At 35.5% G+C, this 20,889-nt stretch carries 16 protein-coding genes and 1 pseudogene; 16 read left to right on the forward strand and 1 reads right to left on the reverse strand.

What is annotated here, in order from left to right:
• Positions 1 to 395: 395 nt before the first annotated feature.
• From PEPCATONIAE_RS04910 to PEPCATONIAE_RS04965, 12 genes and pseudogenes are all read left to right on the forward strand, one after another.
• Positions 396 to 1,580: an acetyl-CoA C-acetyltransferase gene (locus PEPCATONIAE_RS04910; protein WP_138159878.1), complete on the forward strand. Its 1,185-nt coding sequence runs from the start codon at positions 396 to 398 to the stop codon at positions 1,578 to 1,580.
• 9 nt (positions 1,581 to 1,589) lie between these two features.
• Positions 1,590 to 2,363, forward strand: a complete 774-nt coding sequence (locus PEPCATONIAE_RS04915) for an enoyl-CoA hydratase-related protein (RefSeq protein WP_138159879.1) — start codon at positions 1,590 to 1,592, stop codon at positions 2,361 to 2,363.
• Between the two features lie 16 nt (positions 2,364 to 2,379).
• Positions 2,380 to 3,228 carry a 3-hydroxybutyryl-CoA dehydrogenase gene (locus PEPCATONIAE_RS04920; protein WP_138159880.1) on the forward strand — a complete coding sequence of 283 codons (849 nt, stop codon included), beginning with the start codon at positions 2,380 to 2,382 and terminating at the stop codon, positions 3,226 to 3,228.
• A gap of 406 nt (positions 3,229 to 3,634) precedes the next feature.
• A pseudogene (locus PEPCATONIAE_RS08775) lies at positions 3,635 to 3,844 on the forward strand (acyl-CoA dehydrogenase family protein); the annotation flags it as partial.
• Between the two features lie 18 nt (positions 3,845 to 3,862).
• Complete coding sequence (locus PEPCATONIAE_RS04930; RefSeq protein ID WP_138159891.1) at positions 3,863 to 5,002, forward strand: acyl-CoA dehydrogenase; 1,140 nt, start codon at positions 3,863 to 3,865, stop codon at positions 5,000 to 5,002.
• A 93-nt stretch (positions 5,003 to 5,095) separates the two neighbouring features.
• Positions 5,096 to 6,529 (forward strand): YjiH family protein, encoded by a 1,434-nt coding sequence (locus PEPCATONIAE_RS04935; RefSeq protein ID WP_138159882.1) that lies wholly within the window; start codon positions 5,096 to 5,098, stop codon positions 6,527 to 6,529.
• A 107-nt stretch (positions 6,530 to 6,636) separates the two neighbouring features.
• Complete coding sequence (locus tag PEPCATONIAE_RS04940) at positions 6,637 to 7,827, forward strand: CaiB/BaiF CoA transferase family protein (RefSeq protein WP_138159884.1); 1,191 nt, start codon at positions 6,637 to 6,639, stop codon at positions 7,825 to 7,827.
• A 99-nt stretch (positions 7,828 to 7,926) separates the two neighbouring features.
• Complete coding sequence (locus PEPCATONIAE_RS04945) at positions 7,927 to 9,072, forward strand: acyl-CoA dehydrogenase family protein (RefSeq protein WP_138159886.1); 1,146 nt, start codon at positions 7,927 to 7,929, stop codon at positions 9,070 to 9,072.
• 116 nt (positions 9,073 to 9,188) lie between these two features.
• Entirely contained in the window at positions 9,189 to 9,962 is a 774-nt protein-coding gene (locus PEPCATONIAE_RS04950) for an electron transfer flavoprotein subunit beta/FixA family protein (protein WP_138159887.1), read from the forward strand.
• Positions 9,963 to 9,978: 16 nt separating this feature from the next.
• Entirely contained in the window at positions 9,979 to 10,977 is a 999-nt protein-coding gene (locus tag PEPCATONIAE_RS04955; RefSeq protein WP_138159889.1) for an electron transfer flavoprotein subunit alpha/FixB family protein, read from the forward strand.
• Between the two features lie 344 nt (positions 10,978 to 11,321).
• Complete coding sequence (locus PEPCATONIAE_RS04960) at positions 11,322 to 12,461, forward strand: acyl-CoA dehydrogenase (RefSeq protein WP_138159891.1); 1,140 nt, start codon at positions 11,322 to 11,324, stop codon at positions 12,459 to 12,461.
• A gap of 238 nt (positions 12,462 to 12,699) precedes the next feature.
• Positions 12,700 to 14,169 carry a YjiH family protein gene (locus PEPCATONIAE_RS04965; protein ID WP_138159893.1) on the forward strand — a complete coding sequence of 490 codons (1,470 nt, stop codon included), beginning with the start codon at positions 12,700 to 12,702 and terminating at the stop codon, positions 14,167 to 14,169.
• Positions 14,170 to 14,264: 95 nt separating this feature from the next.
• Here PEPCATONIAE_RS04965 and PEPCATONIAE_RS04970 read toward each other — a convergent pair whose 3' ends face one another.
• The gene (locus tag PEPCATONIAE_RS04970; RefSeq protein WP_138159895.1) at positions 14,265 to 16,046 is read right to left on the reverse strand and encodes a sigma-54 interaction domain-containing protein; all 1,782 of its coding nucleotides are present in this window, start codon (positions 16,044 to 16,046) and stop codon (positions 14,265 to 14,267) included.
• Between the two features lie 194 nt (positions 16,047 to 16,240).
• Between PEPCATONIAE_RS04970 and PEPCATONIAE_RS04975 the strand changes: the two genes are divergently transcribed.
• The 4 genes from PEPCATONIAE_RS04975 to PEPCATONIAE_RS04990 all read left to right on the forward strand — a co-directional run bounded on the left by PEPCATONIAE_RS04975 (position 16,241) and on the right by PEPCATONIAE_RS04990 (position 20,873).
• A complete protein-coding gene (locus PEPCATONIAE_RS04975; protein ID WP_138159897.1) occupies positions 16,241 to 17,482 on the forward strand; it encodes an L-cysteine desulfidase family protein in 1,242 nt (413 codons plus the stop codon).
• A gap of 247 nt (positions 17,483 to 17,729) precedes the next feature.
• The gene (locus PEPCATONIAE_RS04980; protein WP_138159899.1) at positions 17,730 to 18,815 is read left to right on the forward strand and encodes a Bug family tripartite tricarboxylate transporter substrate binding protein; all 1,086 of its coding nucleotides are present in this window, start codon (positions 17,730 to 17,732) and stop codon (positions 18,813 to 18,815) included.
• A 65-nt stretch (positions 18,816 to 18,880) separates the two neighbouring features.
• Positions 18,881 to 19,369, forward strand: a complete 489-nt coding sequence (locus PEPCATONIAE_RS04985) for a tripartite tricarboxylate transporter TctB family protein (RefSeq protein ID WP_138159901.1) — start codon at positions 18,881 to 18,883, stop codon at positions 19,367 to 19,369.
• Between the two features lie 10 nt (positions 19,370 to 19,379).
• A complete protein-coding gene (locus PEPCATONIAE_RS04990) occupies positions 19,380 to 20,873 on the forward strand; it encodes a tripartite tricarboxylate transporter permease (protein WP_138159903.1) in 1,494 nt (497 codons plus the stop codon).
• Positions 20,874 to 20,889 lie beyond the last annotated feature (16 nt).

Here is a 20,889-nt window from a genome sequence, read left to right on the forward strand (position 1 = left end):
AATTTTTTTTGAACAAATTTTCGTCTATTTAATATCTAATTTAAAATAAAAATTAAAAATTTACTAAAGGTCAAATAAAAAATAAAAAAATCATGTAATAAGGGTAAAGCTTAGTTAAAAATAGCAGGTTTTTTAGAATTTTAAATTAAAATAATATATTTTTATGATATAGTTAGGTAAGAAAACCTAATAATAGTTGATTATATATTGATTTCTTTATATAATATTCATAGGTGGAAAAGGTTTCATAGAATGGAATTAAAGCTAAAATCTTTAATCTGCCAAATATTTTTAGTATGAATTAAAAATTTAGCATCAAAATAGAGTCTTATTTGCGACTTTATAGCTGCTTAATTTTAAATTAAAAAAGTTTTAAACAATTCAAGGAGGTTTATATGGAAAACATAGTTATAGCTAGTGCTGCAAGAACTGCGGTAGGATCTTTCGGTGGTGTCTTTAAAAGCGTAAGTGCTTTGGAACTTGGCGTTGTCGCAGCTAAAGAAGCAATTAATAGAGCGGGAATCGATTCTTCAGAAATCGACGAGGTAATTATAGGCAACGTATTACAAGCTGGTCTTGGACAAAATATTGCAAGACAGGTTTCAATTCATTCAGGAATACCACAAGAAGTACCGGCAATGACTATTAACAAGGTTTGCGGATCAGGACTTAGAGCTGTATCTCTTGGAGCTCAAATTATTAAAGCTGGAGATGCGGAAGTTGTACTTTGCGGTGGAACAGAATCAATGTCTCAAGCACCTTTCTTACTTGATAAATCAAGATGGGGCTATAGAATGGGAGACGGCAAGATTATAGACGAAATGATTAAAGACGGTCTATGGGACGCTTTCTATAATTATCATATGGGTATTACGGCTGAAAATATATCTGAAAAATTCGGCATAACAAGAGAAGAACAAGATCATCTTGCTACAACATCACAAAACAGAGCATCAAAGGCAAGAGCTGAAGGTGTATTTGATGAAGAAATTGTACCGGTTGAAGTTAAAGACAGAAAGGGCAATGTTACAGTAGTAGATAAGGATGAATTTATCAGAGATGGAGTAACTGAAGAAAACCTTGCAAAACTTAGACCGGCCTTTAAGAGAGACGGCGGTACAGTAACAGCAGGAAACGCATCAGGTATTAATGATGGAGCTGCTATGCTTGTTATTATGACTGAATCAAAGGCAAAAGAACTTGGAATTAAGCCTCTTGCTACAATAGTTTCCTACGCATCAGCAGGTGTTGACCCACAAATCATGGGAACAGGACCTATACCTTCATCAAGGAAGGCTGCAAAAAAAGCCGGAATTGAAATTAAAGATATAGATTTAATTGAAGCTAACGAAGCTTTTGCAGCACAAGCTTGTGAAGTTGCGAAAGAACTTGAACTTGATATGAATAAGGTAAATGTTAACGGTGGAGCAATTGCAATAGGTCACCCTATAGGAGCAAGTGGAGCTAGAATTCTTACAACACTACTATATGAAATGAAGAGAAGGGACTCTAAAACAGGTCTTGCAACTTTATGTATAGGTGGAGGACAAGGAACAGCTTTAATAGTAAAAAGGGACTAAGAGATAGATATGGATTATAGATATTTACAAGTTGAGGCAAAAGACCATATAGCTATAGTCACAATAAATAAAGAAAAAAGCTTAAACGCTTTAAACACCGAGCTTATTAAAGAGCTTAGAGATTGTTTTTTAAGCCTTGAAAAAGATGAAGATACCTTTTCTATAATAATTACGGGAAAAAGCAAGGCTTTTGTAGCCGGAGCCGACATATCTGAAATGGTTAATTTAACTTCGGAGGAAGCCTTTGAGTTTTCAAAATTCGGAAATGAAACTTTTCTTATAATAGAATCTATAAATAAACCTGTAATAGCTGCAGTAAACGGTTTCGCTTTAGGTGGAGGCTGTGAGCTTGCTCTTGCGTGTGATATAAGGATTGCATCTTACAAGGCTAAATTCGGTCAACCGGAAGTAGGTCTTGGAATAACTCCGGGTTTTGGAGGAACTCAAAGACTTGCCAGAGAAATAGGACAGGCCCGCGCCAAGGAGCTTATTTATACAGGTAAGGTTATATCAGCAGAAGAAGCGTATAAAATAGGTCTTGTTAATAAACTTGTTGACCCTGACGAATTAATGAATGAAGCCATAGAAATGGCAGAAGCTATAAATAAAAATTCCAAGGTAGCTGTTGCATATTCCAAAAGAGCAATAAGAGAGGGACTACAGACAAGTATAGAAGAAGGCGTAAAAATAGAAGAGGAAAGCTTCAAGGAATGTTTTAATGCACAGGACCAAAAAATAGGCATGGAAGCGTTTTTAGAAAGAAGAAAACCAAACTTTAAATAGTAGAGGAGGATATATAATGAAAATAGGAGTAATAGGATCCGGAACCATGGGTTCAGGAGTTGTACAGGTTGTGGCTCAATACCACGATGTAATACTAAAAAGTAGAAATCTTACAGATGAAAAAATAGCATCTATAAAGGGAAAGATTTCAAAAGGATATGCAAGAAACGTATCTAAGGGTAGAATGGAACAAGCGGCTATGGACGAAGCCATGGCACGTATCAGCATAACTGAAGAATTTAAAGATATGGCTGATTGCGACATTATTATTGAAGCTGCAACAGAAGATCCTAAGGTAAAAAAAGAATATCTTGCAGAACTTGATGAACTTTGCAAAAAAGAAACCATTCTTGCAACAAACACATCATCATTAAGTATTACAGATATAGCTACAGCAACTAAACGTCCTGATAAGGTTATAGGAATGCACTTCTTCAATCCGGTTCCGGCTATGAAACTTATAGAAATTATAGATGGAATTAATACCAGTGAAGAGACAGTAAAGGCTATCCTTGATCTTACAGAAGAAATCGGAAAAACTCCTGTAAAAGTTGCAGAAGCTCCGGGATTTGTAGTAAACCGTATTCTTATTCCTATGGTAAACGAAGCAATAGGAATATACTCAGAAGGCCTTGCATCAGCTGAAGATATAGACACAGCTATGAAACTAGGCGCAAATCACCCTATAGGACCTTTGGCTTTAGGAGATTTAATAGGACTTGATGTATGTCTTGCAATTATGGATGTACTATATAGTGAATTTGGAGACAGTAAGTATCGCGCACATCCACTTCTACGTAAAATGGTTCGTGGGGGACTTCTTGGAAGAAAAACAGGTAAGGGCTTCTACGATTACTCCAAATAATTTAAAGGACGAAAATTTTTTGTAAAATCCTTTTCACAAAGATTTTGTCTAATAGAAGAGGAAATATAGAAGCACAATACTAGTCTAAAAATCGTCAAATATATTAAAGGAAAATGTACCTTGAAAAATAAAACTTGACTGACAGGTGATAGTTTTATCAAGGTGCATTTTTTATTTATTGTAGAAATTTGTAATTTACAGGGTATATAAGTAATGAGGTCATTAATTTAATTTTTAAAATTGAGGAATATCTTTTATTATAGGCAAAAAAAGCAAGGAAATGTTTTTGTTAAAAAACTTTAACTTGCTAACTTATTAGATGTTTTTAAGACTAGAAATCGATATCATCAAGACACCGATGAAAAAGATTTCATTAAAAATTTTTAAAAATGTAAGGGGGAAACAAATGGATTTCGGATTTAACGAAGAATATAAAATGATACAAAAGATCTACAGAGACTTTGCAGAAAAAGAAATAAAACCACTAGCAGAAGAAATAGACGAAGAAGAAAGATTTCCAAGAGAAAGCGTAGAAAAGATGGCAGAACAAGGAATGCTTGGAATACCATGGCCAGAAGAATACGAAGGAGAAGAAGGAGACTACCTAACCTACGTAATAGCAGTAGNGAAACAAATGGATTTCGGATTTAACGAAGAATATAAAATGATACAAAAGATCTACAGAGACTTTGCAGAAAAAGAAATAAAACCACTAGCAGAAGAAATAGACGAAGAAGAAAGATTTCCAAGAGAAAGCGTAGAAAAGATGGCAGAACAAGGAATGCTTGGAATACCATGGCCAGAAGAATACGAAGGAGAAGAAGGAGACTACCTAACCTACGTAATAGCAGTAGAAGAACTATCAAAAGTATGCGCATCAACAGGAGTAACCCTATCAGCCCACACATCACTAGGCTCAGCACCAATCTATGACTGGGGAACAGAAGAACAAAAACAAAAATACCTAACAAAACTAGCAAGCGGAGAATGCCTAGGAGCCTTTGGCCTAACAGAACCAAACGCAGGAACAGACGCATCAAGACAAAGAACAACAGCAGTAAAAGACGGAGACCATTACATTCTAAACGGCACAAAGAACTTCATAACCAACGCAGGCGAAGCAGGAATCTACGTAGTAATGGCAATGACAGACAAAGAAAAAGGCAACCACGGCATATCATCCTTCATAGTAGAAAAAGACTTCGAAGGCTTTAAGATAGGAAAACACGAAAAGAAGATGGGCATAAGAGGCTCAGCAACAGCAGAACTAATCTTCGACAACTGTAAAGTACCAGCAGAAAACCTACTAGGCAAAGAAGGCGAAGGCTTTAAGATAGCGCTACACACCCTAGACGGAGGAAGAATAGGAATAGCAGCCCAAGCAATAGGCATAGCCCAAGGAGCCCTAGCAGTAGCAGTAGACTACGTAAAACAAAGAGAACAATTCGGCAAGACCCTATCAAGCTTCCAAAACACCCAATTCGTAATAGCAGACCTAGCAAACAAAATAGAAGCAGCAAGACTATTAGTATACAAAGCAGCATGGTTAAAAGACAACAAACAACCCTACTCAGTAGCATCAGCCCATGCAAAACTAAACGCAGCAGAAACAGCAATGTATGTAACAACAAAATGCGTACAACTACTAGGAGGATACGGCTACACAAGAGAATATCCACTAGAAAGAATGATGAGAGACGCAAAGATAACAGAAATATACGAAGGAACATCAGAAGTACAAAGAATGGTTATCTCAAGATCAATTCTTAGATAAAATATTTTAATCTAAAGAAGGTGAAGCGTTATCACCATAAATTTGAATTTATTTTAATAAATAAATTATATAAATTAAAAAAGGAGGATTAAAATGAACGAAGAAATTAATGCTAAGGTAAAGGAAGAAGAGCTTACTGAAGCCGAAAGAGTTGAGAGAGATCTTAGTGAAAAAGTAGGTATTCAAGTTGACTACAGTACACTAACAACAGCTAACTTTTTAAAGGCACTTATATTTTCAGGCATAGGGGTTTTCATGTTCTTTATACCATGTCTTACAGGCTCCAAGGGGGAATCTATAGTACCTATGGTTTACCTTGTAAATGGCGCTAAGACAGCTGCTGCAGGAATACTTAACCACTTGGTAATGATTGTATGTATAGGACTTTCTATTACTTATACTTATGGTAAAATTAACAAAAACTCTTATTTTGGAAAATTCCACGAAAAAGACGGAGTTTTTACTGGTATTTTATACTATTTGGCAGCAATATTCTCTACAATGCTTGTATTCCAAGTAGGACCCGAACAAATTGTAAATCCTGATGTAGGAGGACTTGCAATCAGTCTTGCAGGATCAACACTATTTACAGTAACAATAGCAGGCTGGTTAGTAACATTTTTAATTGAATTCGGTATTCTTGAATTTATAGGAACACTTATTGAGCCTATTATGCGTAGAGTATTCTTACTGCCCGGACAATCAGCAGTAGATGCGCTTTCATCATTCGTAGCTGCTCCAGCTGTAGGTGTATTTATTACAAACAAACTTTACAATGAATGCGTTTATACTGAAAAAGAAGCTTGCTGTATAATGACAAACTTCAGTGTTGTATCCCTTGGATTCTTTGCACTTTTAGTATCAATTACAGATACTCAAGAAATGTATGGAGCTGCAGTACTTACATCACTTCTTACAGTATTTATTCTGGCGATTATAGTTATTAGAATTCCACCCCTATCAAAGAAAAAAGAACAATATAAAAATGGGGTTATGCAAACAGCAGCAATGAAAAAGCCAGGCAAATATGATTCAAAAATATTTAAGAGAGCTGTAGCAGCCGCAACAACAAAAGCTTCAGGAACTCAATATAGTGTATTCCTAACAGCTTTTGAAGATGTATTTTCATTTGCTCTTAAAGTAGTTGCTTTCGTACAAGCACTTACAGTTCTTTCAATGTTAATCAGTACTTACACTCCTGTATTTGAATGGATAGGTAAGCCAATGGTTCCATATCTAAACTTAATGGGACTTGAAAATGTTAATGATATAGCACCTGCAACTCTAGTAGGTATATCTGAAATTGCCCTACCGGTAATGACTATAGCAGGAAAGGCAATAGCACCTGCAAGTATATTCTTTGTAATAGTTCTTTCAACTGTACAAATTATATTCTTCACAGAAAGTGCCAACGCTATGTTACAATCTGATGCGGGACTAAAAGTCGGCGAATTAGTTTTAATATTTTTAATTAGAACAATTATCGCGGTTCCAATCGTAGCATTCTTTGCAAAGATGTTATATTGACGCTAGATTAGTAAAATAAAAATGTAAAAAAAGTCATAGAATAACATGGTAATCGCCATGTTATTTTATGACTCATAAAACAATAGTAAGATAAGGAGGAAAAAGATATGAACAAAGCTTTGGAAGGCGTTAAGGTTTTAGACTTTACCAATGTTTTGGCAGGACCTTTTTGCACAATGAATCTTGCCGATTTCGGAGCCGAAGTTATAAAAATAGAAAGACCCGGAACCGGAGACGGCAGCAGAATTTTCGGACCTTTTGTAGAAAAACAAAGCGGTTATTACATATTTGCCAACAGAGGTAAAAGAGGTATAACCCTTGACCTTAAGAATCAAAAGGCTAAAGAAATAATATATGAACTTGTTAAAAAAGTTGATGTTGTAGTTGAAAACTTTAAACCAGGTGTTATGGAAAAATTAGGTTTTTCCTATGAAGACTTTAAAAAGTTAAATCCGGGACTTGTTTACTGTTCAATATCAGGATTTGGACAAGTCAGCCCTCACAGAGATTTACCTTCATATGATATAGTAGCACAAGGTAGAGCCGGAATGATGAGCATTACAGGTTACCCCGATAATCCGCCTGCAAGAGTTGGAAGTTCTTTAGGTGATGTAAGTGCAGGACTATATGGTGCTTTCGGTATTATGCTTGCCCTATATCATAAGGAAAAAACAGGAGAAGGACAACTTGTAGACGTGGCTCTAATGGATTCAGTATTTGCTTTTATTGAAACCAACATAGTAAGACACACAATAGGAAAGATTTTGCCTAAGAGAGTTGGAGCAAGACACCCTCTAAGTGCACCTTTCGATATTTATAAATGTAAAGACGGTCAATATGTAATAATAGCAGTTGCAAGTAATCCTCATTTTAATGCTCTTTGCGATTTAATTGGAAGACCTGATCTACCTAAGAATCCTAAATTTGATGAAGATTGGCACCGTTCAGACAATGATGTTGAACTTAAGGCTATTATTGAAGACTTCTTAAAGGATTATACTTTAGATGAAGCTGTAAAACTTTTTGAAGAACATTCAATTCCATGCGGACCTATATTTACTGTAGAACAAGCTTGTAAAGATGAAAGTATTTTAGCAAGAAAGATGCTAGTTGATATAGATCAACCTGAAGCAGGAAAACTTACAATTACAGGTAACCCTGTAAAGCTATCACAAACACCACCGGATCCTGAACATCCGGCACCTTTACTAGGTCAAGACACAAGAGAAGTTTTAAAGGAATACCTAGGTTACTCAGACGAGGAGCTTGACAAATTAAAGGAAGAAAAAGTTTACTAAAATTTATGAAAATTTGATTTTCCAGGAACATGTTATTATAATGGAAAAGTCTAATATAAATATTTAGCATATAGAATTGAAAAATAAAAGGAGGATATAATGAATTTTAAGTACACTGATGACCAAATTGAAATAAGACGTATGGTTAGAGATTGGGCACAAGGATATTTAGCACCTAAGGCTGCTGAAATTGACGAAACTAATGAATTCCCAATGGACAACGTAAAGGCACTAATGGAACAAGACCTTATGGGTATTGCATATCCTGAAGAGCTAGGCGGCGGCGGAGCTGACGCTATATCTGAAGCAATTGCTATGGAAGAAGTAACAGCAGCTTGTGCAGCAACAGGTTCAATTATGACTGGACACTATCTAGGATTTGACTCTCTTTACCTACAAGGTACTGACGAACAAAAGGAAAGATGGTTAAGACCTGCTCTTGAAGGAGAAAAACTAGCAGCTTTCTGTTTAACTGAACCTGCAGGAGGATCAGACCCCACAGCTACAAGAACTACAGCTACAGAAGATGGAGATTGCTACGTACTAAACGGTGTTAAGCACTTTATTACAAGTGGTGCATATGCAGACTTCCTATCAGTATTTGCTATGACTGACCGTTCAAAGGGCAGAGACGGATTAACTTGCTTTATAGTAGAAAAAGGAACTCCAGGTATGAAGATAGGTGCTGGAGACGACAAGATGGGTATTAGAGGAGCAAGAACTCACGAAATTATTTTTGAAGACTGTAGAGTTCCAAAGGAAAACATTGTTGGTGAAATCGGAAAAGGATATCGTCTAGCACTTGACGTAATAGACAGAGGTCGTATCGGTATAGCTGCAATGTGTGTAGGTTTATCACAAGCAGCATTTGATGCAGCAGTAAAATATTCTAAGGAAAGAGAAGTATTCGGACGTCCTATTTCTAAATTCCAAGGTATTAGCTGGATGATCGCAGACATGGGAACTCAACTTGAAGCTATGAGAATGCTTACTTACTATGCAGCAGACCTTAAGGAACAAGGAGTTAACTTCTCTAAGGTTGCTTCAATGGCTAAGCTTTTCGGCGCAGAAGCATCTCACAAGATTGTAACTACTGCACTTCAAATTCATGGCGGATATGGATACATGAAAGAATATCCAATTGAAAGAATGTACAGAGACCAAAGAATCCTTGAACTATTCGAAGGTACTTCACAAATTCAAAGAATAGTAATTGCCGGACAAATTTTAAGAGAAGCTAAGTAAGAAAATAAAATAATATAATATAAGATTTTTGTTTTAAAGCAAGACAAAGTGAAAAAACCAAGTCTTGCTTTAAAATTGCAAAATCAAATAAAATATAAAATAAGGAGAGATCAAGTATGAATATAATGGTTTGTATAAAACAAGTACTTGATAATGCAATTGTACCTACAGTAGATCAAGAAAAGAAATGCGTTATCAAAGACGGAGTAGAAACCATGGTAAGCCCATTTGATCAACATGCTATAGAAGCTGCTCTTCAACTAGTTGAAAAGCATGGCGGCGAAGTTAGCGTAATCACAGTGGGAGATGAATCATGTAAGTCAGCACTAAAAATCGGTTTAGCAATGGGTGCTGAACACGCTTATTTAATTCATGATGAAAAAATAGGCGAACCTGATGCTCATGCAACAGCATATATATTAGCTAAGGCTATTAAGCACATTGGAGAATTTGACCTAGTTCTTTGCGGAAAACAAGCAATAGATGCAGATGATGCTCAAGTAGGAGCTCAACTTGCAGAACAACTTGACATTCCACAAATTACATTTATAGAAGAAATAGTAGAAGTTGGAGAAGATAAAATCACTTGTAAGAGAGTAAGCTCAGTAGCAGAAGAAGTTGTAGAATCAACAATGCCTGCTGTATTAACTTGCGAAAAATCTCTTAACGAACCAAGATACCCGACCTTGAAGCGTACAAGAAAAGCTAACAAAATGGAAATTCCTGTATATGACTTAGCTACAATTGGTGCAGAAGATGTAGTACAGCCTACTTCAATAATTAAAATGTATCCACCTGCACCAAGAGAAGGCGGAGAAATTATAACAGGGGACGCTGAAGAAATTGCTGTAATAGCAGTTAAAAAGCTTGTTGAAGCTAAGATTATTTAATAAAGGAGGAAAACCCATGGCAGAAACAAAAGTATTAGTTTGTCTTGAACAAAATAGCGGTGCTATAAGCGGAGTCTCCTTTGAAATACTAAGCGAAGGCAGAAGACTTGCAGACAAACTTTCATTAGATTTAGGCGCTATCCTTATTGGTAGCGGAGTAGAAGAAGTTGCAAAAGAAGCTTTCAAATACGGAGCAGACAAGGTATTTGTATGTGACGATGAAAAATTAAAGGATTACAGAAGCGAAAGCTATGTTAAAGCATTAGATAAAGTTGTATCAGAGCAACAACCTGAAATTCTTCTTTTCCCTGCAACAAACAACGGAAAAGATTTAGCAGCAAGATTTGCAGCTAAAACAGGTACAGGATTAGCATCAGATTGCGTTGAAATTAAAATTGACGAATCCAACAACAATATGCTATGTACAAGACCTATGTATGGTGGAAACGTAATGGTTGAAATTGAATGTCCTGAAAAAAGACCTCAAATGGCAACTATTAGACCTAACTCTATGGAAAGAACAGAATGCCAAAAAGAAGGCGAAGTAGTTAAGGTTGAAGTTGACTTTGCAGAAGAAGACATTCGTACAAAGGTTAAAGAAGTAATTGAAAAAGCAACAGGAGAAATTAGTCTTGCAGATGCAACTATTATAGTTTCAGGCGGTAGAGGACTTGGAGATGCAAGCGGATTCGATTTAATAAGAGAATTTGCCGACACTTTAGGAGCAGCAGTAGGAGCATCAAGAGCAGCTGTAGATAACGGATGGATAGAGTATGAACACCAAGTAGGACAAACAGGTAAAACTGTAAGCCCTAAGGTATACTTTGCTTGCGGTATCTCAGGAGCTTTACAACACCTTGCAGGTATGAAAACTTCAGATGTTATTGTTGCAATAAACAAGGACGAAGAAGCTCCTATGATTTCAGTAGCAAACTACGGAATCGTTGGAGACCTTTATAAGGTTATTCCTGTAATGATTGAAGAATTTAAGAAGGTATTTGAAGAAAGAAAATAAGCTTTTAAATTTAAGACAAGAAGTAGGCGAGAAATCGCCTGCTTTTTTATTTATATAAGACTTAAAAATTTTTTTAAATTTCTTTTAGCTTTTCTTATAATCCCTATAAAGGCGTAATTAACAAGGGGAAGGTTAATACAAAAAAGCATATAAAATCTATAAAAGAGCTTAAAAGATTAGGTCATATAGTAACAAATAAACTTTTCCGTCAAAAGTTGAAGGAATTATTAAAGGAATAGAGGCTTTTATCAAATTCAAGACTTTAAAGATAATTGTCGATTTTTAGATGGACAATAAATATAATCTCACTTAACAAAATACCAAAATTTGAAAGGGGAAAACAAATGGATTTCGGATTTAACGAAGAATATAAAATGATACAAAAGATCTACAGAGACTTTGCAGAAAAAGAAATAAAACCACTAGCAGAAGAAATAGACGAAGAAGAAAGATTTCCAAGAGAAAGCGTAGAAAAGATGGCAGAACAAGGAATGCTTGGAATACCATGGCCAGAAGAATACGAAGGAGAAGAAGGAGACTACCTAACCTACGTAATAGCAGTAGAAGAACTATCAAAAGTATGCGCATCAACAGGAGTAACCCTATCAGCCCACACATCACTAGGTTCAGCACCAATCTATGACTGGGGAACAGAAGAACAAAAACAAAAATACCTAACAAAACTAGCAAGCGGAGAATGCCTAGGAGCCTTTGGCCTAACAGAACCAAACGCAGGAACAGACGCATCAAGACAAAGAACAACAGCAGTAAAAGACGGAGACCATTACATTCTAAACGGCACAAAGAACTTCATAACCAACGCAGGCGAAGCAGGAATCTACGTAGTAATGGCAATGACAGACAAAGAAAAAGGCAACCACGGCATATCATCCTTCATAGTAGAAAAAGACTTCGAAGGCTTTAAGATAGGAAAACACGAAAAGAAGATGGGCATAAGAGGCTCAGCAACAGCAGAACTAATCTTCGACAACTGTAAAGTACCAGCAGAAAACCTACTAGGCAAAGAAGGCGAAGGCTTTAAGATAGCGCTACACACCCTAGACGGAGGAAGAATAGGAATAGCAGCCCAAGCAATAGGCATAGCCCAAGGAGCCCTAGCAGTAGCAGTAGACTACGTAAAACAAAGAGAACAATTCGGCAAGACCCTATCAAGCTTCCAAAACACCCAATTCGTAATAGCAGACCTAGCAAACAAAATAGAAGCAGCAAGACTATTAGTATACAAAGCAGCATGGTTAAAAGACAACAAACAACCCTACTCAGTAGCATCAGCCCATGCAAAACTAAACGCAGCAGAAACAGCAATGTATGTAACAACAAAATGCGTACAACTACTAGGAGGATACGGCTACACAAGAGAATATCCACTAGAAAGAATGATGAGAGACGCAAAGATAACAGAAATATACGAAGGAACATCAGAAGTACAAAGAATGGTTATTTCAAGATCAATTCTTAGATAAAAAGCAAATTTAATAAACGGTTTGCAGACTTATTTGCAAACCGTTTATTATTGTTAAATAAAAAAACTAACTATAATAATTATTTGTTTTAGAAATTTAAAAGAGGAAAATTTATTAAAAATATAATTAGACAAGATAAGGTCTAAGAATTTTTTATTTAATATACTTTATCCAATTAACAGACTCCATGAAAACTAAAAGATAATTTTAATTATATGGCTGGAAAAGGGGGAAGATAATGTCAGATAATGATTATTCTGTTGAGAGTAAATATTTAAAAAAAGAAGTGGAAGATAATAACTTAATAGAGGAAGAATTAAGTGAAGAGGAGCGAATTGAAAAAGCCCTTTCAGAAAAAGTAGGAATTAAAGCTGATTATGACAGTATTAATAGCAAAAATATTCTGAAGTTTTTATTTTTTTCAGGAATAGGAGTATTTTTATTCTTTATACCTTGTCTTAAGTATGGTGATGAAACCGTTGTACCTATGGTATTTCTGGTAAACTTTGCCACAGATGCTGTAGCCGGAATAAAAAACTATTTAACTATGATAGTGTGCATAACCCTTTCTATAACCTATAATATTTCAAAATTTTATAAAAAGGGTGAAATTTATAAGTTTCACCAAAAAGACGGTCCTATTACTGCAAGTCTATACTATTTGGCTGCCATATTTTCTTTTATGATTGTTTTTCAAGTGGGACCTAAACAAATACTTGATCCTGAAGTAGGAACAACTGCAATAAGCCTTGCAGGTAACACCATGTTTACAGTAACTATAGCAGGCTGGTTGGTAACATTTTTAACTGAGTTCGGCATTCTTGAATTTATAGGAACACTTATAGAACCTGTAATGCGTAGAGTCTTTAAACTGCCAGGGCAATCAGCTGTAAATGCTCTTTCCGCCTTTGTAGCAGCACCGGCAGTTGGAGTTTTTATGACAAACAAGCTTTACCATGAAAATGTTTATACTGAAAAGGAAGCTGCAAGTATTATGACAAGTTTTTCTTTAGTATCTCTAGGATTTTTCGCCCTACTTGTATCAATTACAAATACGCCCTATATGTATGGTAATGTAGCTCTTACATCTTTAGCTACAGCTTTTATTATTGCCGTTATTATGATAAGGATACCACCACTTTCAAGGAAGAAGGACGTTTATATGGACGGATTTGTTCAAACAGCCGCTATGAGAAAGGGTGGAAAATACACTAAAGATATTTTTAAAAAAGCTCTTGCAACAGCTACAACTAAGGCAAGAGATGCAGAGTATTCAGTACTTTTAACATCAATTAAAGAAGCCCTATCCTTTGCCTTAAAGATAGTGGCATTTGTACAAGTATTAACGGTTCTTTCAATGGTACTTAGTATATACACTCCGGTATTTGACATAATTGGCAAGCCGATGGTACCTTATTTAAAGCTTGTAGGCATAGCAGATGCTGAGATCGTTGCACCTGCAACCTTAGTTGGTATAGCTGAAATTGCCTTGCCGGTAATGACTATAGCAGGAAAGGCAATAGCACCTGCAAGTATATTCTTTGTAGTTGTCCTTTCAACTGTACAAATTATATTTTTCTCAGAAAGTGCCAATGCTATGTTGCAATCAGATGTAGGCCTTAGTTTTGGAGAGCTTGTAGTAATATTTTTAATTAGAACATTTATAGCTATTCCTATAGTTGCTTTAGTTGCAAACTTTTTATATTAAATAATCAGCTTATTAAGGAGCCTTAACAGTAAGGCTCTTTTTATTTTGCCTTTAATTCTATGAACGATTAAAAAAACAGGGCTTATAAATCCCTGTTAGTTTAAGTTAAATCTATATAATTTTCTGTAAAGAGTTGAAAGGTTAATTCCTAACTTTTCAGATATAATTTTTTTGGACTTTGTAGTCTCTCCATAGGTAGTTAAAAGATTTGAAATAATATTTTTTTCAAACTCATCAGTCATATCCTGCAAGGTCATACCCTGTTTAAAATTTAAAGAAGAAGCTTTAGTGTAGGAAGGGTCCCTGTAGCTGTTAAAGGATGGCGGCAGATCCTTAGGACTTATGACTTTGTCTGTAGAAACATTAACCAAATATTCAATTACATTTTCAAGCTCCCTTACATTTCCCTTCCAGTAGGCGTTTTTAAAAATTTCCATTAGCTCATTTGAGAAAACCTTCTTATCCTTGCCAAGCATAATACAATAATCTGAAAGCTTTGATTCTGCAATAAGTTTGATGTCTTCCTTTCTGTCCCTTAAAGGAGGAAGTTCAAGAGGAATTACATTAAGTCTGTAGTAAAGGTCCTCTCTAAATTCACCCGCAGCTACCATTTCTTCCAAATTTCTGTTTGTTGCACTAATAAGTCTGAAATCTACATTAATTACCCTTTTGCCTCCAAGTCTTACAAAGTTTCCGTCTTGAAGAACTCTTAAAAGTTTAGGCTGAAGGCTTAGGGGCAAATCTCCTATTTCGTCTAGAAAGAGAGTACCTCCATTAGCAAGCTCAAGCCTACCGACCTTACCTGAAACCCTTGCTCCTGTAAAGGCACCTTCTTCATAGCCGAAAAGTTCACTTTCAAGAAGATTATCAGGGATAGAGGCGCAATTTATTGAAATGTAGGAGTTGTACTTACGAGGAGAGTTTTTGTGAATGGATTTGGCGAAAAGCTCCTTACCCGTTCCACTTTCCCCTCTTATCATTACTGAAGAATCACCTTCTGCAACTTGTTTAGCAAGGTTAATTGTATTTCTAATTGCAGCCGAGTTTCCTAAAATATATTCAAAATTAACATTGTTTTGATCTTCTATAATGTTATAGGCATTGATAAGCTCCTTAGAGTAACTGGAAACTTGAAAAATATAGGTTTGAACTTTTCCGTTGACGGAATTTTCTATAGTTCTTACTATAAATTCATTTTTTTGGCTTATAGGTCTTCCTTTAATGTAGTAGATACTTTTTTTGTTTTTAGGGTTAAAGTTCTTAAAGATGTCAAAAATTGTAACCTCTTTAAGAACTCCGTCGCCTATGCCTAAAAGCTTTTGAATTTTGTTGTTGTAATTTATTATTTTAAAATCCGAATCAGCCAAAATTATTCCATAGTCCAAAGCATTTACTATATTTGAAAACTCTTCATTTCTAAGAGACAGATTATTAATAGTTGCCTCATAATTCAAGTTGCCTGCAAGGAGAAGACTAAGCTTTTTTAAAAACAAATCTATTTCCTTTTGATGAGAGTAAATATATTCTTTTTGCTCCTGATTAAAGGCTATTAAGCCTATAACACCTAAAGTTTCATTGTTCTTGGATAAAATAGGATATCCTATAGTAGCCACCTCTTGGCATTGGTTGGAAGATTGACAGTTGTGACATCTTTGACTTATGCCCTTTTCAATTATAAGCTCCGGTTTTTTGTTTGTGAGTATATAACTGTAAGAACAATCCTTAGGCAGTTGCTCGCCGATTCGGTCCTTATAAAGACCTGTAGCAGCTATTCTGATTAAGTCAGTATTAATTATAGTTACATCAACAGATAGTATAGAGCTTATAGCATCTGCCACTTCTCTAACAGAATTTTTTATATTAATAAGTTCTTTCATAGAATCACCTAGATAAATTTTACATAAAAGTTTGCATAAATGCAAATTTAATTATCATATTTGCAAATTTAATAAAAACAAAAATTTGCAAATCCGAAAACTCTCTTTAAATAATTGGCACAATAATTGCTTATATATAAAGTGTAAGTAAATTTAGGTAAAAATAATTTTAATATTTATAGAAGGAGTGGAGTATGGATTACAAAGAATTCTTAAGAGCGGAGTTAATACCTGCCTTCGGATGTACTGAGCCTATAGCTCTTGCTTATGCGGCAGCTAAGGCGAAGGAAGTTCTTGGAGAAGAACCGGATGGAATTGTTGCAAATTTGTCAGGTAATATGATAAAAAATGCCAACTCAGTTAAGGTTCCGGGAACTGAAGGAAGAAAAGGAATAGAAATTTCGCTTGTAGCAGGTGCTTTTCTGGGAGATGCTGATAAAAAACTTGAAGTTTTAGCTAATATTGACAAGTCAAGACTTGAAGAATGTGACAAATTAATTGAGAAGGGGATCTGCAAGGTAAACCATGTGCCGGGTATTGAATCTCTATATATAGATGTAAATCTTACTAAAGGAGATCAAAGCTCAAGAGTTGTTATAGAACATGATCATACAAATATAATTCTTATTGAAAAGAATAAGGAAGTTATTTTTGAAAAGGATTCAAGTAAAGTTGAGGAATCTGAAGTTGAACTAAGCTTTGACAAAATTTACGATTTTGCCAAAGAGGTTGACTACTCCGACATTAAAGAAATATTTGACCTTCAAATGGAATATAACTACGCTATTGCCAAGGAAGGTATAAAAAATGATTGGGGAGCAAATATAGGCAGCATAATTTTGGAAAATGCAAAAGATAATGAAAGAGAAGAAATTGCAGCCTATGCCAGTGCAGGTTCAGATGCCAGAATGAGCGGTTGTGAAATGCCTGTAGTAATTAATTCAGGTTCAGGCAACCAAGGTATTACAGTTGCAGTACCTATAATAGTTTACGCAAAGAATCACAAAATAGAAGGGGACATCCTTTACAGATCCTTAATATTTGCAAATCTTATAGGCCTATATATCAAGCAAGGAATAGGAAAGCTTTCAGCTTACTGCGGAGTTGTAGCTGCAGCATCTGCATCAATGTGTGGAATAGCTATGCTTCAGGGAGAGGACAGACAAATTATTAAGGAAACACTTTCCAATGCTCTTGCAACTAATTCAGGTATGATTTGTGACGGAGCTAAACCTTCTTGTGCCATGAAAATAGCATCAAGCATAAGAAGTGCCTTTTTAGCATTGGATCAAGCTAAAAGTGGCAACTCTTTTAAAGCCGGAGACGGAATAGTAAAAGATGACATTGATAAAACAGTTAAAACTGTAGGAAATATTGCAAGATTTGGAATGCAGAAAACAGATGAGGTTATTTTAGAGGAGATGCTTAATAACTAAGTCTATAAGCCTGTCTTATAGGCAGGTCTACATAAAAAATAAGACAATATGAAAAAGTAACAAGGCCTTTTATTTAATAAAGTATAAAAGATTTATCAAAAAAGCATACAAAATTTTTAATTTATCCATAGTTATAATTCTAATTTATGATATAATTTTACTTGTATTTGTAAAATGGTCTTTATATAACTTTTTAGGTTTAGTAATTAAAGACTAAAATAATGAATAAATTTTAAGGGGGACAATTATGTTTAAGAAGAACGGAATCATAGTTTCAATCCTTGCGCTTATTTTGGTTATGAGTGTTGCCGCTTGCGGTAAAAAGGAAAACGCTACTAACAATTCAAAAGAGGCAAATACTGAAACTACAGAAACAACTACAAATGAAACTACCGAAACTACCGGTACAAGTAGTTTAAGACCTGAAGGTCTACCTGAAGATTATCCTAATAAAGATATTACTTATCTATATGGATTCTCAGCAGGATCAATTCAAGATGCTTATATCAGAATTCTATTTGACAAGATTAAAGAAATGGAAGGCTGGAAACATGGTATGGTAGTTAACTACCAAGAAGGTGCCAGCGGAAGAATTGAATGGAACCAACTTGCAACAGCAAAACCTGACGGATATACTATAGGATTTACACCAAGTGCAATAGCAATTCCTTCAGTATCTGAAAAGGGCAAAAACAGTTTTGATTTTGACTCATTTGATTATACTTTCAATATGATGAGTGACCCGGGTGCAATCGGTGTTGCTGCGAACTCACCTTACAATTCTCTAAAAGAATTGGTAGCTGCAGCTAAGGAAAAACCGGGAACAATTTCCATCGGTGTTACTTCAGCAATAGGATCAGAAGGTCTAACGGTTAAACAAATTCAAAAGCTTGAAGGAGCTAAATTTAATATTACAGCCTTTGATGGTGGTGCGGACGTTGTAGCTAACGTAATAGGCGGACACATTGATGCATTCTGTCTAAACGTAGGAGATACTACCAGCTTCCTTGAAAATGGACAAATTAAAGTTCTTGCAACAGGTGCAAGTGAAAGATCTCCGTATTTACCTGACGTACCTACTTACCAAGAAGAAGGTTATGATGTAACTCAAGCAAGTATGAGAACAATATCTTTCCCTAAGGGAGTAGATCCTGCAATTAGAAAATACATTGAAAATTGTCTAATGGCTGCGGCTAATGATCCTGAAGTAAAGGCAAAGGCTGAAGAAATGAAGATTCCGGTAGACAGCAAGGGATCAGAAGAAATTACAGCTGAATTTACTAAACAATATGAAGCATTATTAAAGCTTTGGGAATCTGATCCATGGCAATAGTTTAAAGACTGATATTAAAGGGGAGGAAATTTTCCTCCCTTTTTAAAAAGGTAAGGAGTGTATAAATGGAATCAAAGGAAATAAAAAATGAAAACCGCGAAGTAAAATCAGAAGAAAAAAGAACCGGTTTCAATTACAACTTCATATCTGTAGCCATTCTTTATATATGGGCCCTGGCCTTTATATTTGAAACGGGAAAAATTGAAGAGCCTGACTCAAGGATTTTCCCCTATGCAGTTTCAGCTTTTGCAATATTTCTTGCAACGATACTTCTTCTAAGTTCAATTTTTGGGAAAAGAAGATACGAGGAATTTGATTTTAGCGGAACAGGAAAGGCTGTTAAATATGGAATTATTTTAGTAGGTTATGTAATTTTAGTTGCATTATTCGGATTTTATATAGCTACACCTATTTATATGATGGTAGGTATGTATTCTTTAGGACAGAGAAAAATTCCTCTTATGGTTGCAGTTTCAGTAATAACTCCTGTAATTGTATATGTTTTTTTCCAAGTGCTATTGAAGCTTCAAATTCCTAAAGGAATGTTTTTCTAAGGAGGCACAGATGGATTTTTTAAGCTACGCTTTAACTTTATTTACATTTGACAATATGTTATGGCTTACCATAGGTTCAGTAGTGGGATCTATTCTTGGAGCTCTTCCCGGAATGTCAGCTACAACCGGTATAGCTATATTTTTGCCTGTTACTTTCGGTTTGCCACCGGTTACAGGACTTATAACTTTAGCGGCAATTTATGTTAATGCATCTTACGGAGGTAATATTACAGCAGTTTTAATAAATACTCCGGGAACTGATGACTCATTATTTATGACAATTGACGGATATCCCATGACAGTTAGAGGAGAAGGTCTTAAGGCCATAGGAGTTACCACCTTTAGTGCTTTTGTTGGAGGCATGGTAGGTAGTATTGCTCTTTTATTTATAGCACCACCTCTAGCACAAATTGCAGTAAAATTTGGACCTGTTGAGTTGTTTTTAACTACTATGATGGGTATTGTAATAATAGTAGGTTTATCTAAGGAAAACATGCTAAAAGGCCTTGCCAGTGCGTCATTGGGGCTACTTTGTTCAGTAGTTGGAGTAGATGGCGTAACAGGTATGAGCAGGTTGAACTTCGGGATTCATCCGATTTTTGACTCTCTACCTTTACTTCCTGTAGTTCTTGGACTTTTTGCAGTATCACAAGTGCTTATAATGGTTGCTGAAGATCAGGATACTATAGCTATTGACGGTTCAAGTATGAAAGGCAGTCCGTTTTTGTCAATGAAGGATCACCTACATATATTAGGAACAAATATAAGATCTGCAATTATAGGAACTATAGTAGGTATTATACCTGCAGCAGGTACAACAGTTGCAGCAGGTATCAGCTACAATATAGCGAAAAAAACAGATAAAAGGCCTGAAACCTTCGGAAAGGGAAATGAAAGAGGACTTGCAGCGGTATCTGCAGCAAACAATGCTGTAGTAGGCGGATCAATGGTACCTTTACTTACTTTAGGTATTCCAGGAAACGGTACATCAGCACTATTTCTTGGAGGACTTTTAATCCATGGTCTTGCTCCAGGGGTTCAACTTTTTGAAAGAAGTGCAGATGTTGCCTACGGTTTAATTTTCGGTTTTATGTTTGCCAATTTGTTTATCCTTTTAATAGGACTTTTCGGAGCACCTTTATATGCAAGAGTTACAATTATACCTAAGAGCATACTTATTCCTGTAGTAGGATGTTTCTGCGTACTTGGAGCATTTACTTTCAGATCATTGGTATTTGATATATTTCTAATATTATTCTTCGGATTTATAGGATACTATATGATAAGAGCAAATTTCTCTATGGCACCTTTTGTACTTGCCTTTGTACTTGGCAAGACTACTGAAATAAGTCTTAGAAGGGCCATGTCTCTTTATGGAGGAGCAGGAATGGTGCAAGCTTTCACAAAGCCGATTCCGCTACTTTTAATTGCTGTAAACTTAATATTTTTACTGTCACCTTTTATAGATGACTTTAAAAAGTTAATTTTTAAAAAGAAGGCTTAGAACTGGTTATTTATAA

This window comes from Peptoniphilus catoniae, assembly GCF_901447155.2.
GTDB classification, from domain to species: Bacteria; Bacillota; Clostridia; order Tissierellales; family Peptoniphilaceae; genus Peptoniphilus_E; species Peptoniphilus_E catoniae.

Excerpts from the sequence above, each read along its gene's own strand:
- PEPCATONIAE_RS04930 (WP_138159891.1), top strand. The coding sequence starts at position 3,863 with ATGGATTTCGGATTTAACGAAGAATATAAAATGATACAAAAGATCTAC.
- PEPCATONIAE_RS04915 (WP_138159879.1), top strand. The coding sequence starts at position 1,590 with ATGGATTATAGATATTTACAAGTTGAGGCAAAAGACCATATAGCTATA.
- PEPCATONIAE_RS04985 (WP_138159901.1), top strand. The coding sequence starts at position 18,881 with ATGGAATCAAAGGAAATAAAAAATGAAAACCGCGAAGTAAAATCAGAA.
- PEPCATONIAE_RS04990 (WP_138159903.1), top strand. The coding sequence starts at position 19,380 with ATGGATTTTTTAAGCTACGCTTTAACTTTATTTACATTTGACAATATG.
- PEPCATONIAE_RS04920 (WP_138159880.1), top strand. The coding sequence starts at position 2,380 with ATGAAAATAGGAGTAATAGGATCCGGAACCATGGGTTCAGGAGTTGTA.
- PEPCATONIAE_RS04950 (WP_138159887.1), top strand. The coding sequence starts at position 9,189 with ATGAATATAATGGTTTGTATAAAACAAGTACTTGATAATGCAATTGTA.
- PEPCATONIAE_RS04935 (WP_138159882.1), top strand. The coding sequence starts at position 5,096 with ATGAACGAAGAAATTAATGCTAAGGTAAAGGAAGAAGAGCTTACTGAA.
- PEPCATONIAE_RS04965 (WP_138159893.1), top strand. The coding sequence starts at position 12,700 with ATGTCAGATAATGATTATTCTGTTGAGAGTAAATATTTAAAAAAAGAA.
- PEPCATONIAE_RS04960 (WP_138159891.1), top strand. The coding sequence starts at position 11,322 with ATGGATTTCGGATTTAACGAAGAATATAAAATGATACAAAAGATCTAC.
- PEPCATONIAE_RS04940 (WP_138159884.1), top strand. The coding sequence starts at position 6,637 with ATGAACAAAGCTTTGGAAGGCGTTAAGGTTTTAGACTTTACCAATGTT.
- PEPCATONIAE_RS04945 (WP_138159886.1), top strand. The coding sequence starts at position 7,927 with ATGAATTTTAAGTACACTGATGACCAAATTGAAATAAGACGTATGGTT.
- PEPCATONIAE_RS04910 (WP_138159878.1), top strand. The coding sequence starts at position 396 with ATGGAAAACATAGTTATAGCTAGTGCTGCAAGAACTGCGGTAGGATCT.
- PEPCATONIAE_RS04970 (WP_138159895.1), bottom strand. The coding sequence starts at position 16,046 with ATGAAAGAACTTATTAATATAAAAAATTCTGTTAGAGAAGTGGCAGAT.
- PEPCATONIAE_RS04955 (WP_138159889.1), top strand. The coding sequence starts at position 9,979 with ATGGCAGAAACAAAAGTATTAGTTTGTCTTGAACAAAATAGCGGTGCT.
- PEPCATONIAE_RS04975 (WP_138159897.1), top strand. The coding sequence starts at position 16,241 with ATGGATTACAAAGAATTCTTAAGAGCGGAGTTAATACCTGCCTTCGGA.
- PEPCATONIAE_RS04980 (WP_138159899.1), top strand. The coding sequence starts at position 17,730 with ATGTTTAAGAAGAACGGAATCATAGTTTCAATCCTTGCGCTTATTTTG.